This is a genomic window from Deltaproteobacteria bacterium (genome assembly GCA_019310525.1).
Lineage (GTDB): Bacteria > Desulfobacterota > DSM-4660 > Desulfatiglandales > HGW-15 > JAFDEE01.
The window spans coordinates 1-15063 of record JAFDEE010000067.1 but is presented as its reverse complement, the minus strand read 5'-3'; the positions used below and the strand labels follow the sequence as shown (position 1 = coordinate 15063).

The following is a 15063-nucleotide window of genomic DNA, read 5'->3' as shown; positions in this document are numbered from 1 at the left end:
TCGCATCCTGGGGCTGGAGCAGGTCCCAAGGGTTTGGCTGTTCGCCAATTAAAGCGGTACGTGAGCTGGGTTTAGAACGTCGTGAGACAGTTCGGTCCCTATCTTTCGCGGGCGTAGGATACTTGAGAGGATCTTTCCCTAGTACGAGAGGACCGGGATGGACGAACCTCTGGTGTACCAGTTGTCGCGCCAGCGGCACAGCTGGGTAGCTATGTTCGGAATGGATAACCGCTGAAAGCATCTAAGCGGGAAGCCAACCTCAAGATTAGGTATCCCTTTTCCGTGGCGACACGGAAACTGAAGACCCCTTGTAGATTACAAGGTTGATAGGCCGGGTGTGTAAGTGCGGCAACGCATTTAGCTAACCGGTACTAATCGGTCGTGAGGCTTGGCCATTCAACTTGTCTATCATCGCCTTTGTTGATGTTCCCTGTATTTCAAGTTTAATTTTCTCGGTGGCAATAGCGAAGAGGAAACACCCGTTCCCATCCCGAACACGGAAGTTAAGGTCTTCAGCGCCGATGGTACTGCGCGGGGGACCGCGTGGGAGAGTAGGTCGCCGCCGGGAATTTTTTAAAAAAGCCTCCCTCAATCAGGGAGGCTTTTTTTATATTAATCAACCTGTACTTTTGTAAGGCGTCGATTTTACGAATCCGCTTCGTTATCGACCGCTTGTAATGGCAAAGTATAGCTGCGCGGTCGATGTTTTGCATTTTCAGGCAAACTTGATGCTTGCAAGATTCAGGTACTAACTTCTGGTAATGGAAAAAAAAGAATCAAGCATGGATAAAGGTCGCTTGATGAGTCCATACGGGGATCTTTATATCTACCTGGTTGAAGGGCGGGTCGATGAAAGCCTAGGGGACCAATTCGGGGACAAATATCTTGGAAATTGGGTGGAGGATGGTTGGTCCTTTCTGTTTTTCACCGTTCCATGCCGTGAGCGGATCGCTGCGGATCTGAGGGAAAAGCAGGGCCTGGAGATTATTGATGAGTTCCATTTCCCTTACAGTGAATGGCAGGGGGGAGATGTCTGGCCCCAAAGGGTTGCGGGATTTAGGATTGTTCCTCCCTGGGAAAAAGAAGACCGATCCCTGCGGGATGAAATGGAGATTATATTGGATCCCGGGGTGGTTTTTGGAAACGGTTTGCATCCCACGACAAGGGACTGCATCCGCGCCTTGGTATATCTCAGGAGGGTTGAAAGGTTTAATCGGGTGATCGATCTCGGGACCGGGACGGGTATCCTTTCCCTAGCAGCGGCCAAACTGGGAGCGGGTCGTGTACTCGCGGTGGACTTGAATCCCCTTTGTGTGAAAACGGCCATGAAGAACGTTTCCTTGAATGGCCTCAGGAGCGTTGTCCAGGTGCAGAGAGGAAAAGCGGAGGAATTGGTCGATACGGATGCGGATCTCGTCCTCGCCAACATCCACTACGAAGTGCTGGAGGGATTGGTCAGAAAGGCTTTCTTCCAGGATACCCGGTGGTTCATTTTTTCAGGACTCATGCGGACCCAGGCACGGAGACTGGAGAGGAAATTGGCCGAATCCGACTTGAAAGTTCAAAAGAGATGGGACCACGAAATGATCTGGTATACCTTCTTGATTCGGAGGATCTGATCTTTCATAAAGGGAGGAGGCCCAGAAAATCACCCGCCCTTAAGGTGGATGGAAAGAGAGATAGCAGCGAAATGGATGAAAGGATTGTACGGGTACCCATACCAAAACCTGAAGGCCATGGGTGTTTTGCCTGTGGAACGGCGAATCCAATCGGATTGAATCTTCAGTTTTATCGTTGCGGCGAAAAAGTCTGTACGGATATCACCCTGGATCGCCGTTATGAGGGTTGGGAAAACATGGCCCACGGCGGCATCCTGTCCACGATCTTGGACGAAGTGATGTCCTGGACGATAATCGTATTCAAACGGGTCTTTTTCGTGACACGCAGGATGGAGGTGAAGTACATCAAACCGGTGATGATCGGGGCTCCATTGACGGTAAGTGGCTGGCTCGTGGACAGTTCGAGGCCCCCGAAAATCAGGGTTGAAGCCGAGGTGGCCGATCATGAGGGAGCGGTGCTTACCCGCGCAAAAGGTGAATTCGTCCAGCTTCCAGAAGAGAGACTTTCCATGGTGCCAGAGGGCCTAAAGGAGGACATGAATTCCCTCTTCGAAAGATTGCCTTCCTTTTGAACAATTGTCGAACCGGTGGTGTCGGCTCCCGCAATTTCAAAGATGCCCCCCGATTGGACATGCATGGGTGAGATGGAGATCCCCTTCATGCAGGGTTGGATGCCAGATGCCCCCTGGTAAGGACAGAATGACCCGGTGAAGGGTGGGAATTTTTTATGGAGGTGAAAACAGAAGGGAATGGATAACGAAAAGTGGTTAAACCGGAGGATATGGTTCTGGGTAATAGTTTGGCTTGCCTTGCTCTTTGTGGGATTGGCACTCTTAGGCTACTGGGAAATGGGTGCGATCAGGAAGAGTCTGGAAGCCTTTGGAGCGGCTGAGGCCAGATCGATTGAGCCGGTCATGACCTTTGTCGCTCACCTTGGGAAAATATATTACCGGATTATGGGTGCCATGTTCATCGCCGCAGCGCTTTTTTTAGGCCTCTCCCTAAGATTATCCTTAAGGTCCGTCCTCCATGGTGACGGGGAGCAAATGAAAATGGAAATTCCCCCGGATTCCGTGCCCGGTGGAAGGAGATCGAAGGATATCGATACCAGGCGGCATGAGCTTCATCTCTTGGCCTTGTTACAGCGTGATGGTCGTTTGGTGGATTTCCTGGAGGAAGATCTTCAGGCTTACGATGACCAGCAGATCGGGGCCGCCGTTCGGACGATCCAAGAGAAATGTAAAAAGGCCCTTAACCGGTACGTGAATCCCCGACCTATTCTTGACAGGGAAGAGGGGCAGGAAGTGACTGTTCCTGAAGGTTTCGACCCTGGAAAGATCAAGGTGACGGGCAACGTTTCGGGTTCTCCACCCTTTGTAGGCACCCTCCAGCATCGCGGCTGGCGTGCGGGCGAGCTGAATCTCCCTGTCCTTTCAGGGGAAGGTGATCCCGACATCATCGCTCCCGCCGAGGTGGAAGTCACCCGCGGAAGCGAGAAACCTTGAGACTTGGTGCGCCGCGATCCGATCCTGGCAACGGTTCAAACTTGAATTCAGCATAATTGAAAAGAAGGGCCATGAGCATGCCTGAATCCAGATATATAATCGGGATTGATCTGGGAACGACCAATTCCGCCCTGTCCTATGTAGACCTCTCTTTGGTGGATCAGTCGAAGCCCGCTATTGAGATCTTTAAAATTCCCCAGATCAGCGCACCGGGAGAGGTCTCCCGCCTGAATCTGCTGCCCTCGTTCCTCTATCTGCCGGGTGAGCACGATCTCCCCAGGGAAGGAATCACCCTTCCCTGGAAGTGGGATCAACGGGGATTTGTGGGGGTCTTCGCAAGGGAGCAGGGTGCGAGGGTCCCAATGCGAATGGTTTCTTCGGCCAAGAGCTGGTTATGTCATGGCCGGGTTGATCGCAATGCGCCGATTTTGCCCTGGGGAGCGGAGGAAAACCTGCCGCGCGTCTCTCCTGTGGAAGCTACCGCCGCCTACCTGCGCCATCTCCGAGAAGCTTGGAACCATGCCGGGGGTAGACCCGAAGAGGAGTTTTTGGAGAACCAAACGGTAGTGATAACCGTTCCCGCTTCCTTTGACGAGGTGGCTCGTGACCTTACGATCCAGGCATCGGACATGGCCGGACTCCGGAATGTCACTCTCCTGGAAGAACCTCTGGCTGCGTTTTATACCTGGCTCCATAGCCATGAGGAAGATTGGGACAGCCATATCCGACCCGGTGAACTGGTGCTCGTTTGCGATGTGGGGGGCGGCACGACGGATTTCACTCTGATCGCCCTGAAGGATTCAGATGATCATCCAGCCTTTGAGAGGATAGCGGTCGGGGACCATCTGATTCTTGGTGGTGACAATATGGACCTGGCCCTGGCCCGGCACGTGGAGGCCCGGCTTCACGGGGATCGACAGCGCACATTGAAACTCTCGGTCTGGAAGGAATTATGCCACCAATGCCGAAAAGCCAAGGAAGAGATCCTGGGTGAAGGTGTCCCCTCGCGCAGGATCACATTGGTGGGCCAAGGCAGGCGTCTCATCGCCGATACAGTGTATGCCGAGCTGGACCGCCGGGAGGTCGAGGAGATTGTCTTGGAGAGATTCTTCCCCCTTGTCGAACCGGGTGAAGACTTGGAAGAAGAAGCGGGAGAAGGAATCTCCGACCTTGGCCTTCCCTACGCACAGGACCCTGCGATTACCAGGCAAATGGTCCGATTCCTGGAGCGGCACGGGGAGGACATAGAGAAGAAGCTGGGCCGAAACAGTCCGCTACCCGACCTGATCCTTTTCAACGGCGGAACCTTGAAACCGGCAGGAATCCGGGAAAGGATCCAAAAAGCATTGTGCATCCGGTTCGGAAAGGGAGATGATAACAGGCCGGGAGTGTTGGAAAACCCGGACCTGGACCTTGCCGTGGCCTTGGGGGCTTCTTATTACGGCCTTGTGAGGCGTGGTCTGGGAGTGAAAGTGAGCAGCGGAAGCCCCAGGGCCTATTTCCTCGGGGTCGGGCGGGCAGAGGACCCAGAGGCTGGCTCCTCTGCCTCCAAGATGGCCCTGTGTCTCGTGGAAAGGGGGATGGAGGAGGGCCGGATCATTCGGCTCCCGGAAAGAAGTTTTCTCGTTCGCGCCAACCAGCCGGTGACCTTCGACCTTTACAGTTCCAGTTACAGGACCGGGGATCGGGCCGGAGATCTCATCCCTGTGGATGAATCCTTGACCCGCCTTCCTCCCCTGCGAACAGTTATACGTTTTGGCAAGAAGGGGAAAAGGACGGAGTTGCCGGTCTCGATCGAGGCCAACTTCACGGAGGTGGGTACCCTTGCCATATGGTGCCGCTCTACGCGGACGGAGCATGGGTGGCGGTTGCAGTTTCAGTTGCGTAAGGGCGAATCATCTCCCCCGCTTCCCGAGCAGCAGGTCTTCGAGGAGGCGCTGGTTGAAAGAGCCCTTTCCAAGATCAGGGAGGTCTTTTCCAGGGGAGCGGATGCCGGGCCGCCCGGTAGACTCGTTCCCGAACTGGTCGAACTCCTGGACCGCGCGAAGGAAAAATGGCCTATCTCCTTCGTGCGGCGCGCAGCGGATGAACTCATAGATAGATCCCCTGCAAGAAAGATCTCACCGGACCATGAAGGAAGGTGGCTGAACCTGGCAGGGTTCTGCCTGAGGCCTGGTTTCGGGGATGCCTTGGATGAGCATCGTATAAAGAAGGTATGGAAGTTATACCATGAAGGACCTGTCCATGGCCGGGCCGTCCAGGTCCGTTGTGAATGGTGGGTGTTCTGGCGGAGGGTATGTGCCGGGCTCAACACCAACCAGCAGCAGCGTCTTTTTCTTGAAATATCCTCCCGCCTGAGGCCTCGGAAAGGAAAGGGGAAGAAACTCTCCCCCCAGGAGTACCTGGAGTGCTGGATGGCCCTGGCCAATCTTGAACGAATCCCGCCGGCCGAGAAAGCTAAGTATGGGAAAATACTCCTGGAAGAGCTTCACCCCAAGGGAAGCAGACCTCAGTACTGGTGGGCCCTTTCCAGGCTGGGTGCCAGGGATCCCCTTTACGGCCCCTTGGATCGCGTGGTCCCTGCCGGGGAGGTATCCGGTTGGATCGAAGAAATCCTCTCCAAGGAGTGGCGGAACCCGAGGCCGGTGGCCGCGGCGTTGATTCGGTTGGCACGGTGTACAGGGGATCGCAGGAGAGACCTGGAGCCGTCTCTTAGGGAGCGTATCGGCGCATGGCTCAATAACATTGGTTGGGATCCCGCGAAAGTCCGGGCCATTGAAGAGGTCCAACCCAGGGATGCCCGGGAGGAGAGCGCGGCCTTCGGGGAAGACTTGCCCTTGGGTATCGTGCTGCTTGGCCGTGAACAGGAAGGCGGAGAATCGGCACCCAGGGCACCTCAGTCTTGACACATTGAGCGGCTGGCATTAAATTTTTTTGATTTGGTTTCGGATAGCGATTTCTGGAGGGAAAAAACGGAAGGGAGGGAGATGAATTGCGAATCGCCTTTCCAGTTGTTAGTGATAAGGGGCTTGAAAGTCCTGTTTACGGTCATTTTGGGTCCGCCCCCTGCTTTGTTATCTTCGATTCCGAGAGGGATGGAATCGAAACCGTGGAAAACAGGGATTCCCACCATCCCCACGGGCAATGCCAGCCCTTAAAGGCCCTGGGCGAAATCCCTGTTGATGCCGTCGTGGTGGGCGGTATCGGGGGCGGGGCTCTAAGGAGGCTCCAAGCGGAGGGCATTAAGGTTTACCGGGCCGTTGAAGGGGATGTCAGGACCAACCTGGAGATGATCCAGACAGGCAAGCTCCCTGAGTTTCTATCGAACATGACCTGTGCGGGCCATGGGAACGAGGGAGGTTGTCATCATCACAAATAGTCCACACCGCTGCCCGAACAGCATGAATAATGAAAAAATGTTCCGGCCAGATCCGGCTCCATGACCCGTCCGAACCCGGGATCTGCCATCGATACCCGGGCGGGAACGGACTTTACAATGGACCGGGGAAAGGGACCTGAACCGGGCCGCGGCAGGAGATGATTGTTGGGAGTTTAGGAGATGGAAAAAAACATGGAAACTGAACACGCTGATCCAACCAGTATTCGAACCATGCTCTCGGATTCCGGTTACGCCGAGGAAGCGATTGATTATTTCTTGTCAAAACCGAACATGGGACAGATCTCTGATGCGGACCAGGTCACGGAACTGACCGGCCCTTGCGGAGACACCATGAAGTGTTTTCTCAAGATCGAGGGAGGACATATTCAGGATGCCAAGTATCAGGTCCTGGGATGTCCCGGGGCCGTATCGGCCGCCATGGCCCTGGCGGATCTGGTTCGGGGCAAGACCCTGGAAGAGGCTCTCAGGGTCAAGGATCGAGATGTCTTCAGAAAGCTGGGGGAGATCCCGGACCAGAAGCAGCATTGTATCCGCCTTGCTGTGAAGACTCTGGAAAGGGCCATCAAGGACTTTTCAGGGGAAAGCCGGTGATCGTGTGAACGTCACCTGGAAAAGGAGATAGAAATATGCCCCTTTTTGATTATTTGTGTGCCGATTGCGGGATCGTCAGCGAGATTCTCATCACGGGTTCAAACGATGTCCCTCGTTGCAAAGAGTGTGGAAGTACGAATCTCAAGAGACTGCTCTCCGCCCATTCCACCCTGTCCGGATCAGCGAGGAATTCGTTCCCCGGACCGGGAGATACGGCCTGCTGTGGCTCTTCACCTTCAGAGGCGGGTTGTGCCGGTCCCGGGAGCTGCTGTGGAAAGGTTCCGTCTTAGGAGCTTTCTGAAAAAAACGCGTCGAAGTCTCCCTTTTTTAGAAAGGAAACAAGACATTCGGAAGAATCCCGGTTTCAAAACGGAACCCCCGGTGAAAGGGGAGCGCGAGGGGTTTTTTTCTCGAATTCACCCCTGGAGATGGGCTAAGGGCGCAGGGATTGCGAGAAACGAATTCCGTTTGTCTATAATGGGAAAAAAGGAGAATGGTTCCATGAAAATGGAGCAATTGAGAGTCGGGTTCATGGCGGTTTTCTGTTACTTGATTTCATGTGAAAGAACCAGGGAAGCCCTTGTGATCGACCCGGGAGGAGATGAGGAGAGGATTTTTAATGAAATCAAGGCCAGGGATCTGACTTTGAAGTATATCGTGAATACCCACGGCCACGGGGACCATACCTGTGGAAACGCGTCCCTGAAGTCCCTTACCGGTGCGGAGATCATCATGCATCGGCTGGATGATGAACTTTTCAACTCTCCGGAGGGACAACAGATGGCGCGGGCCTGGGGGTTTACCCCCTCTCCGTCGGCTGATCGGTTCGTGGAAGACGGAGACGAGATCCTTATCGGCGATGTCTCCCTCAAGGTGATTCATACTCCAGGGCACAGCCCCGGGGGGATTTGCCTATTGGCAGACGGACAGCTTTTTACGGGCGACACCCTGTTCGTGGGGGGAATCGGGCGGACAGACCTCCCCGGCGCTTCTACCTCTCAGTTCATGAAATCCATCCGAGAAAGGCTTTTGACTCTTCCAAAAGAGACCGTCGTATGGCCCGGGCATGACTACGGGCCTAAACCTTCGTCCACCATAGGGGATGAGATCGCCACGAACCCGTGGCTGATGTGATGGGACGGGCGGGAGAGAGAAGATCCCGACTGCCGGAAGGTCGGGGTTTGCTTGCGCATCCCTGCCTTGAGACCTTTGAAAAACGCCCTCTTTTGCGCAATCTTCCGCGACCTTGAACAAAATTGAACATTTTTCAAAGGTCTCGCCTTGTGATTCTGGCACCTTTTCCCTGAAAGAGGAGCATTCATGGCGGAAGAAACAGTGTACCTGGATTGTGAGGATTTCAAGCTTGAAGGCCTCTTGGAGGAGCGGCCCGGAGAAAGGGCCCTCATCATGTGTCACCCCCATTCCCTTTATGGGGGGGAGATGCACAACCAAGTGGTCGAGGCCGTCATTCGTGCTTACGCGGAGAAAGGATATACCACGCTTCGTTTCAATTTCCGGGGCGTGGGAGGGAGTGGGGGCTCTTACGGAGAGGGAATCGCCGAGACAAAGGACGTCAAGGCCGCTCTGGGATTCCTGTGGGATCGGGGTAAGAAGGAGATCGATCTGGGCGGATATTCCTTCGGGGCCTGGGTGTGCGCCAGGGGCCTGGACGACTTTGAAGAGGCGAGCCGCTTGATCATGGTTTCACCCCCGGTCAGCGCCATGGACATGGGTTTCTTGACTTTTCATCCGAAGATCAAACTGGTGATTGCCGGCAGCCGGGATGACATCGGGGATCCGACGACCATCCAGGAGATGGTAAAGGTATGGAATCCGGATGCCGTTTTCAAGGTAATCGAGGGAGCAGACCATTTTTACGGGGGAAAAACGGATCGAATCCAATCGATCATTCGCGAATTTCTTGAGCGGGCCGATTAGTGTCTACCGGGGTCCTGGATTGTTTATGCAAAATTTGGATTCAAACGTGGGTCGATCATGATGAGAGTGGAGAAGAAGGCAGTCTGGGGATGGGTGCTTTACGACTGGGCCAACTCGGCTTATGTCACCACCGTCATGGCAGGCTTTTTCCCTATCTTCTTCAAGGAATATTGTAGTGCGGGAACCGACGTTAATACGAGTACGGCCCTGCTTGGTTTCGGAAATTCGATGGCCAGCCTTGTGGTCGCTCTCATCTCACCTGTCCTGGGAGCTATAGCGGACAAAGGTTCCAGGAGAAAGAAGTTCCTGGCCTCATTTGCTTACATGGGAGTCCTGATGACGGCTTCACTGTTCTTCCTGGAAAAAGGTGCATGGGCCCCCGCCGTTTTTATCTATGTGATGGGAACAGTCGGGTTTTCAGGCGCTAACGTATTCTATGACTCTCTGCTTCCCATGGTCTCCACTGAAAGCAATATCGATTATGTTTCCGGTCTGGGATATTCCATGGGGTACCTGGGAGGAGGCCTGCTTTTTCTCTTGAACGTGTTCATGTGCCTGATGCCGGAAAAATTCGGATTCAGTGACAGTTCCGAAGCGGTCAAATGGGCCTTTTTGACGGTGGCCCTCTGGTGGGGAGTATTCACGGTGTTTATCCTGCTCTGGGTGCAGGAAACACCGGAAAGAGAGCAGGTTCCTTCCTTGAAGGAGGCGGTTTACCAAGGATTCAGTCAGCTAGCCGCCACCTTCAGGAAGGTAAGACACTTGAAACCCGTGATGATGTTTCTCCTGGCCTACTGGTGCTACATCGACGGGGTGGACACCATTGTGCGGATGGCCGTAGACTACGGCCTTTCCATCGGTTTCGATTCAAAGGTTTTGATAACGGCCCTTTTGATCGTCCAGTTCGTAGGGTTTCCGGCAACCCTTGTCTTTGGAAAACTAGGGCAGAAATGGGATGTGCGAAAGGCGATCTACCTGGCCATCGGCTTCTACGCCTTGATCACCTGTTGGGGTGTATTCATGGAAAGGCAGGAGGAGTTCTATATCCTTGCGGTCATGATCGGCCTGGTGCAAGGGGGTATCCAGGCCCTCAGTCGCTCCTATCACGCCAGGCTGATTCCCAAGGGGCAATGGGCGGAGTTTTACGGGTTTTACAATATGCTGGGCAAGTTCTCCGCTATAATGGGGCCGGCCCTCATGGGGCTGATAGGTCTCAAGGTGAAAGCGATCCTCATGCCTTCAGCTCCGACTCCCGCACAGATCGAAGCTATCGGCCGTACCGCTTCACGGTGGAGCCTGGCATCCATCATTGTCTTTTTTATTGCTGGAGGTATCCTGCTTCATTTCGTAAAGAAGGCCCCAGGGCCTGAAAGACACTTCTCTTGAAGCGGAACGGTTTTCTCAGCCGCCATCGATTCCCTGCTCTGTTGAAGCCCCACCAGTCTCGACCCCATTCCCTTCCCCGCCGATCCTTCCCGGAAGCAGTAGAATAAGGGCGATACTTGCCAAAGGAATGAAGGCCAGGATTCCGAGGACTGCCTGAATGGAATAAATGTCAGCCAGTTTTCCCGTCAAGGGGGCCATCATTCCTCCTGTTCCAAAGGCGAGCCCCATCATCAGGCTGGAGACCATGGATTTCCCTTTCGGTGCCAGTTCCTGGGCCATGGCCACGCCCAAGGGAAGGGTGGCCAGGGCCATGAATCCCGAGAGGAATGCCGCGAAGTAGACGCCGGTTCCAGCGGGGTGGAGGAACAGCAACAGGCACGGGGTGGTCAAGAAGTGGGCCACCAGGAAGATGGGTCGGTATCCCACACGGTCCGAGAGGTGCCCTGCCAGGAGTCCGCTGAGGGCCCCGGCAAGGGTGAACAGGGATACAATGGCCCCCACGGACACGAGGGAATATCCATGTTTGGTATACAGGATAGGGACAAACGTCATAAAGGACTGGCCTACATAGGAGCGCAGAACCATGATGGCCCAGAGCAGGAGCACATATCTCCAGGCGCTCCCAAAGGCCTCCCTCAATGATCCCATGAAACCCCGTTCTGAGAGTCCTTCACTCTGGGGGGTCGGCACGATGCGCACCAGCAACGCCATGATGGCAAGTCCGATGACCATGGTCAGGGGGAGAGCACGGAGGCCGTAATTTCGAACGAAGGTGGTGATAAACAGGGGCCCGACAGCAAAAGCAAGGGTGCCGCCCATATTAAAAATAGACATGGAGAACCCGAAGTGACGGCCCGCGTATGTGGAGACCATTCCGGCGCAGACGGGATGAAACATGGAGGAGCCGATCGATCCTAGAGCCACAAAGAGAATCAAGGTGAAAAACCCCGGCGCGATGCCGATCAGGGGGATGAAACAGATGGCCATCAAGGGGCCGCCCAGTACAAAAATCCTGGTGTGGTAGTTGTCGGCGAGGTATCCGACGGAGGGTTGAACCAAAAAGGCCATGAAGCGGTTGATTCCTGTGAGAAGTCCCACCTGGGTCAGACTGAGAGAGAAGGTATGGGCGAGGGTGGGCAAGAGGGGCGTTACAAAGGAACTAAAGAAATCCCCTGAAAAGTGGATGAGGGTCAGAGCAAAAATGACTTTGCCGCTGGCTTCAAGCTTTGTCTTCATTGGAATGTTTTTATTTCTTCTGGGTTGTTTCCTCCTGGAGGAGAAAGAGAGAAACGTTATATCGCCGTAAGATTTGAAGTCAAGGAAAACCTCGCTTCCACCCCGCAGGCGGCCGCAGGGAAAGGGAGGGTCCAAGTGGATTTCCCGGCACAACCCTGTTCAATCCGCACACACATATCGTTTGACACCCACAGGCCCATTTATTATAGTCCCCGGTGAATATCGGAGCCCGGAAGTAAAGGCCCTCAGGGGTGCGGCTTATGCTCTCCCGTTTGATCGTTTTGGGCCGGGATGCGTGCGCTGGTTCGGGGTGCCGGGATATCTCTCAGGGCATGAATGACAGGTGGGAGGTAATGAGAATAATCATCGGATCGGATCATGGCGGATTTGATCTCAAGGAGGTCTGCAGGCATTTTCTGGAGGAGAAGGGAGAGTACGAACTGAAGGATATCGGCGTGTTCAGCAACGATTCCTCGGATTATCCTGCCATCGCCCACGGAGTGGCCCAAGGGGTGTCGAGGGGGGAATTTGAAAGGGGTCTCCTGATCTGTGGGACGGGAATCGGTATGTCCATCACTGCGAACCGGTACAAAGGCGTACGCGCCGCCCTGTGCCATGATCTATACACGGCCCGCCTGTGCCGGCAGCACAACGATGCCAATATCCTGGTGATGGGCGGCCGGGTTACCGGCCCCGGCCTTGCACTGGAGATGTTGGATCTTTTCCTGAAGACCAGGTTCGAAGGTGGGCGCCATAAGAGAAGGATCGACCAGATCGAGGTTTGAAACACTTTAGCGGCCTTTCCGCCTTACATCCAGGCAGGCGGATAGATTGGACAAGGAGCAGTGGCTTGATCGGAACAATATTGAGAGAGGCAGACCCGGAAGTGGCCCGGGCGATTCAGGCGGAGCTTGACCGTGAGAAAGACAATCTGGTCTTGATCGCCTCCGAGAATTACGCTTCCAGGGCGGTGATCGAGGCCCAGGCCAGCGTCATGACCAACAAGTACGCCGAGGGGTATCCCAAGAGGAGATACTACGGGGGTTGTGAATACGTCGACATCGTGGAAGATTTGGCCATCAACCGGGTCCGGGAGCTTTACGGTGCAGAGTATGCCAACGTGCAGCCCCATTCAGGGTCCCAGGCCAACATGGCCGTTTACCTGTCGTTCCTGAAACCGGGCGATACCATCCTGGGCATGGATCTGAGCCACGGAGGGCATCTGACCCACGGGAGTCCGGTAAGTTTTTCAGGAAAACTTTTCCGGGCCGTATCATACGGGCTCCATCCCGAGACGGGCACTATCGACTATGACCGTGTTCGGAATCTCGCCCTGGAACACAGCCCGCGGATGATCATAGCGGGTGCGAGCGCCTATCCTCGTATCATCGATTTTACTCGCTTCAAAGAAATCGCCCGGGAGGTAGGGGCCTACCTCATGGTGGACATGGCTCATATTGCGGGTTTGGTGGCCGCTCAACTCCATCCCTCCCCTGTAGGCCTGGCCGATTTTGTCACCTCCACCACCCACAAGACCCTCAGGGGCCCCCGGGGAGGCTTTATCCTGTCCCAGGAGCAACATGGCGAGACCTTGGATAAGGGGGTATTTCCCGGGATCCAGGGCGGCCCCCTCATGCATGTCATCGCCGCCAAAGCTGTGGCCTTCGGGGAGGCCCAAACCCGGGAATTCAAGGAATACCAGCGACAAGTGGTGTTGAACGCCCGGGCCTTGGGGGAGCGCTTAAAGGATCTCGGGTACTCGTTGGTGACCGGGGGTACCGACAACCACATCGTACTGGTGGACCTGAGCCAAAAAGGCCTCACCGGGCGGGAGGCTGAAGAGGCCCTGGGCCGGGCCGGAATAGCGGTCAACAAGAATACCGTGCCCTTTGACAAACGGGGACCCAGGGTGACCAGCGGCATTCGGCTTGGGACTCCCGCCTTGACCACCCGGGGAATGAAGGAGCCGGAGATGGCCCGAATCGCCGGTTTGATCCACAAGATTTTGGAAACCCCCGCGGACGACATGGTGATCCGGGAGGTAAGGTCCGAAGTCGCTGAACTGTGTGATGGATTTCCCATATATCAAGATCTGGGCACTAGATAAGCAGGGAAGGGAGACGTTCCATTGACCAGACCGTCCTGGCCCGAGTACTTCATGGCCATTACCAAGATGGTGGCGAAGAGATCCACCTGCATCAGGCGCAGTGTGGGGGCCATCCTGGTGAAGGATAAGAGGATCTTGGCCACTGGGTACAATGGAGCCCCTTCGGGTCTGAGGCACTGCGAGGAGGTGGGTTGCCTGCGGGAGGATTCCTCGATCCCCTCGGGCACCCGTCATGAACTTTGCAGGGGCCTCCATGCCGAGCAGAATGTCATAGTCCAGGCCGCCTATCACGGCATCTCCATTCAGGGCGCTACTCTCTATTGCACCAACAAGCCCTGTGTCATCTGCACCAAGATGATCATCAACGCGGGCATTAAGAAGGTTTATTTCGAGGAAGGTTACAACGATCCCCTGGCGGATCAGATGATGGCGGAGGCGGGCATTGAGATTGAGAGGTTGAATCTATGAGGTGCCCCTATTGTACGAAGATCGACAACAAGGTCATTGATTCTCGACTGAGCAAGGACGGCCGGACCATTAGAAGGCGGCGGGAATGTCTTGCCTGCGGGAGGCGGTTTACCACCTATGAAAAGCTCGAAGAGGTCTTGCCCCTGATCGTCAAAAAGGATGGGAGGCGTGAACCCTTCAACAGGGAAAAGATCATCGAAGGGATGAAAAAGGCCTGCCAGAAGAGGCCCATAAGTATCACGCGGATCGAGGAGTTCGTGGACGGATTGGAGTTCTATTTCCAGGAGTTGGGGAAGAAGGAAATCGAGAGCAAGGAGATAGGAGAAAAGGTGATCAACCGTCTCAAGGACTGGGACGAGGTGGCCTATGTCCGGTTTGCATCGGTATACCGGCAGTTCCGGGACATCAGCGAATTCATGAATGAGCTTGAAGAGATGCTGAAGGCGAGGAAGGAGCAGAACAACCCCTAGGAGACCACTTTCGGAACGAATCCTTTGGTTTGTGAAAGGCCGGGGGAAAGGTCGATCACCGGCAGCGTGACGGCGGGATGAACTCGGGATGAAGGCCTTCATGGATTGCCACCATGACGGCCTTTTCAGCTCAAGGCCCTTCAGGGAGAGAGACCTTTGAAAAACGTTCGATTTTGTTCAAGGTCAAGGAAGACGAAAATTTTTACCGTCCCGCTTGAGATGCCAAGCAGGACAGGCATCCATACATTGAAGTATTTCGAGGATTAAACTACTATCGGCTGAAGCCGTAAGCTTAGGGGCCAAGGGGTCGAGGGTTCAAGGGGTCAAGTGAAAAACATCTTTC

Annotated in this window: 15 protein-coding genes and 2 rRNA genes; 16 read left to right on the top strand and 1 reads right to left on the bottom strand. The window is 54.8% G+C overall.

What is annotated here, in order from left to right; all coding sequences use genetic code 11:
- From JRF57_12290 to JRF57_12235, 12 genes are all read left to right on the top strand, one after another.
- A 23S ribosomal RNA gene (locus tag JRF57_12290) occupies positions 1–396 on the top strand; the annotation flags it as partial.
- Between the two features lie 55 nt (positions 397–451).
- A 5S ribosomal RNA gene (gene rrf / locus JRF57_12285) occupies positions 452–568 on the top strand.
- A 214-nt stretch (positions 569–782) separates the two neighbouring features.
- Positions 783–1619, top strand: a complete 837-nt coding sequence (locus JRF57_12280; protein MBW2304477.1) for a 50S ribosomal protein L11 methyltransferase — start codon at positions 783–785, stop codon at positions 1617–1619.
- A 71-nt stretch (positions 1620–1690) separates the two neighbouring features.
- A complete protein-coding gene (locus JRF57_12275) occupies positions 1691–2191 on the top strand; it encodes a PaaI family thioesterase (GenBank protein MBW2304476.1) in 501 nt (166 codons plus the stop codon).
- 177 nt (positions 2192–2368) lie between these two features.
- Positions 2369–3124, top strand: coding sequence for a DUF2760 domain-containing protein (locus JRF57_12270; GenBank protein MBW2304475.1), 756 nt, complete (start codon positions 2369–2371; stop codon positions 3122–3124).
- Positions 3125–3195: 71 nt separating this feature from the next.
- Positions 3196–6030 carry a hsp70 family protein gene (locus tag JRF57_12265; GenBank protein ID MBW2304474.1) on the top strand — a complete coding sequence of 945 codons (2835 nt, stop codon included), beginning with the start codon at positions 3196–3198 and terminating at the stop codon, positions 6028–6030.
- Positions 6031–6116: 86 nt separating this feature from the next.
- Positions 6117–6503: a NifB/NifX family molybdenum-iron cluster-binding protein gene (locus JRF57_12260; GenBank protein ID MBW2304473.1), complete on the top strand. Its 387-nt coding sequence runs from the start codon at positions 6117–6119 to the stop codon at positions 6501–6503.
- A gap of 192 nt (positions 6504–6695) precedes the next feature.
- Positions 6696–7115, top strand: coding sequence for an iron-sulfur cluster assembly scaffold protein (locus tag JRF57_12255; protein ID MBW2304472.1), 420 nt, complete (start codon positions 6696–6698; stop codon positions 7113–7115).
- 35 nt (positions 7116–7150) lie between these two features.
- Positions 7151–7405, top strand: a complete 255-nt coding sequence (locus JRF57_12250) for a zinc ribbon domain-containing protein (protein MBW2304471.1) — start codon at positions 7151–7153, stop codon at positions 7403–7405.
- A gap of 211 nt (positions 7406–7616) precedes the next feature.
- Positions 7617–8249: an MBL fold metallo-hydrolase gene (locus tag JRF57_12245; protein ID MBW2304470.1), complete on the top strand. Its 633-nt coding sequence runs from the start codon at positions 7617–7619 to the stop codon at positions 8247–8249.
- Between the two features lie 186 nt (positions 8250–8435).
- Positions 8436–9053 carry an alpha/beta hydrolase gene (locus JRF57_12240; protein MBW2304469.1) on the top strand — a complete coding sequence of 206 codons (618 nt, stop codon included), beginning with the start codon at positions 8436–8438 and terminating at the stop codon, positions 9051–9053.
- Between the two features lie 60 nt (positions 9054–9113).
- Positions 9114–10439 (top strand): MFS transporter, encoded by a 1326-nt coding sequence (locus tag JRF57_12235; GenBank protein ID MBW2304468.1) that lies wholly within the window; start codon positions 9114–9116, stop codon positions 10437–10439.
- 15 nt (positions 10440–10454) lie between these two features.
- Here the strand turns inward: JRF57_12235 and JRF57_12230 are convergent, their stop codons facing one another.
- Positions 10455–11675 (bottom strand): MFS transporter, encoded by a 1221-nt coding sequence (locus tag JRF57_12230; protein ID MBW2304467.1) that lies wholly within the window; start codon positions 11673–11675, stop codon positions 10455–10457.
- Positions 11676–12028: 353 nt separating this feature from the next.
- Here JRF57_12230 and rpiB point away from each other — a divergent pair, with 353 nt between their 5' ends.
- The 4 genes from rpiB (at position 12029) to nrdR (ending at position 14720) form a co-directional block, all read left to right on the top strand.
- The gene (gene rpiB, locus JRF57_12225; GenBank protein ID MBW2304466.1) at positions 12029–12460 is read left to right on the top strand and encodes a ribose 5-phosphate isomerase B; all 432 of its coding nucleotides are present in this window, start codon (positions 12029–12031) and stop codon (positions 12458–12460) included.
- Between the two features lie 68 nt (positions 12461–12528).
- The gene (locus JRF57_12220) at positions 12529–13782 is read left to right on the top strand and encodes a serine hydroxymethyltransferase (protein MBW2304465.1); all 1254 of its coding nucleotides are present in this window, start codon (positions 12529–12531) and stop codon (positions 13780–13782) included.
- A gap of 21 nt (positions 13783–13803) precedes the next feature.
- Positions 13804–14250 carry a cytidine/deoxycytidylate deaminase family protein gene (locus tag JRF57_12215; protein MBW2304464.1) on the top strand — a complete coding sequence of 149 codons (447 nt, stop codon included), beginning with the start codon at positions 13804–13806 and terminating at the stop codon, positions 14248–14250.
- Positions 14247–14720 carry a transcriptional repressor NrdR gene (nrdR, locus tag JRF57_12210; protein ID MBW2304463.1) on the top strand — a complete coding sequence of 158 codons (474 nt, stop codon included), beginning with the start codon at positions 14247–14249 and terminating at the stop codon, positions 14718–14720. Before JRF57_12215 ends, nrdR begins: the two co-directional genes overlap by 4 nt.
- The last annotated feature ends 343 nt before the right edge of the window (positions 14721–15063 follow it).

Coding starts and splice junctions, on each gene's coding strand:
- JRF57_12240 (MBW2304469.1), top strand. CDS start 8,436: ATGGCGGAAGAAACAGTGTACCTGGATTGTGAGGATTTCAAGCTTGAA.
- JRF57_12265 (MBW2304474.1), top strand. CDS start 3,196: ATGAGCATGCCTGAATCCAGATATATAATCGGGATTGATCTGGGAACG.
- JRF57_12235 (MBW2304468.1), top strand. CDS start 9,114: ATGAGAGTGGAGAAGAAGGCAGTCTGGGGATGGGTGCTTTACGACTGG.
- JRF57_12245 (MBW2304470.1), top strand. CDS start 7,617: ATGAAAATGGAGCAATTGAGAGTCGGGTTCATGGCGGTTTTCTGTTAC.
- nrdR (MBW2304463.1), top strand. CDS start 14,247: ATGAGGTGCCCCTATTGTACGAAGATCGACAACAAGGTCATTGATTCT.
- JRF57_12270 (MBW2304475.1), top strand. CDS start 2,369: ATGGATAACGAAAAGTGGTTAAACCGGAGGATATGGTTCTGGGTAATA.
- JRF57_12250 (MBW2304471.1), top strand. CDS start 7,151: ATGCCCCTTTTTGATTATTTGTGTGCCGATTGCGGGATCGTCAGCGAG.
- rpiB (MBW2304466.1), top strand. CDS start 12,029: ATGAGAATAATCATCGGATCGGATCATGGCGGATTTGATCTCAAGGAG.
- JRF57_12255 (MBW2304472.1), top strand. CDS start 6,696: ATGGAAACTGAACACGCTGATCCAACCAGTATTCGAACCATGCTCTCG.
- JRF57_12230 (MBW2304467.1), bottom strand. CDS start 11,675: ATGAAGACAAAGCTTGAAGCCAGCGGCAAAGTCATTTTTGCTCTGACC.
- JRF57_12280 (MBW2304477.1), top strand. CDS start 783: ATGGATAAAGGTCGCTTGATGAGTCCATACGGGGATCTTTATATCTAC.
- JRF57_12275 (MBW2304476.1), top strand. CDS start 1,691: ATGGATGAAAGGATTGTACGGGTACCCATACCAAAACCTGAAGGCCAT.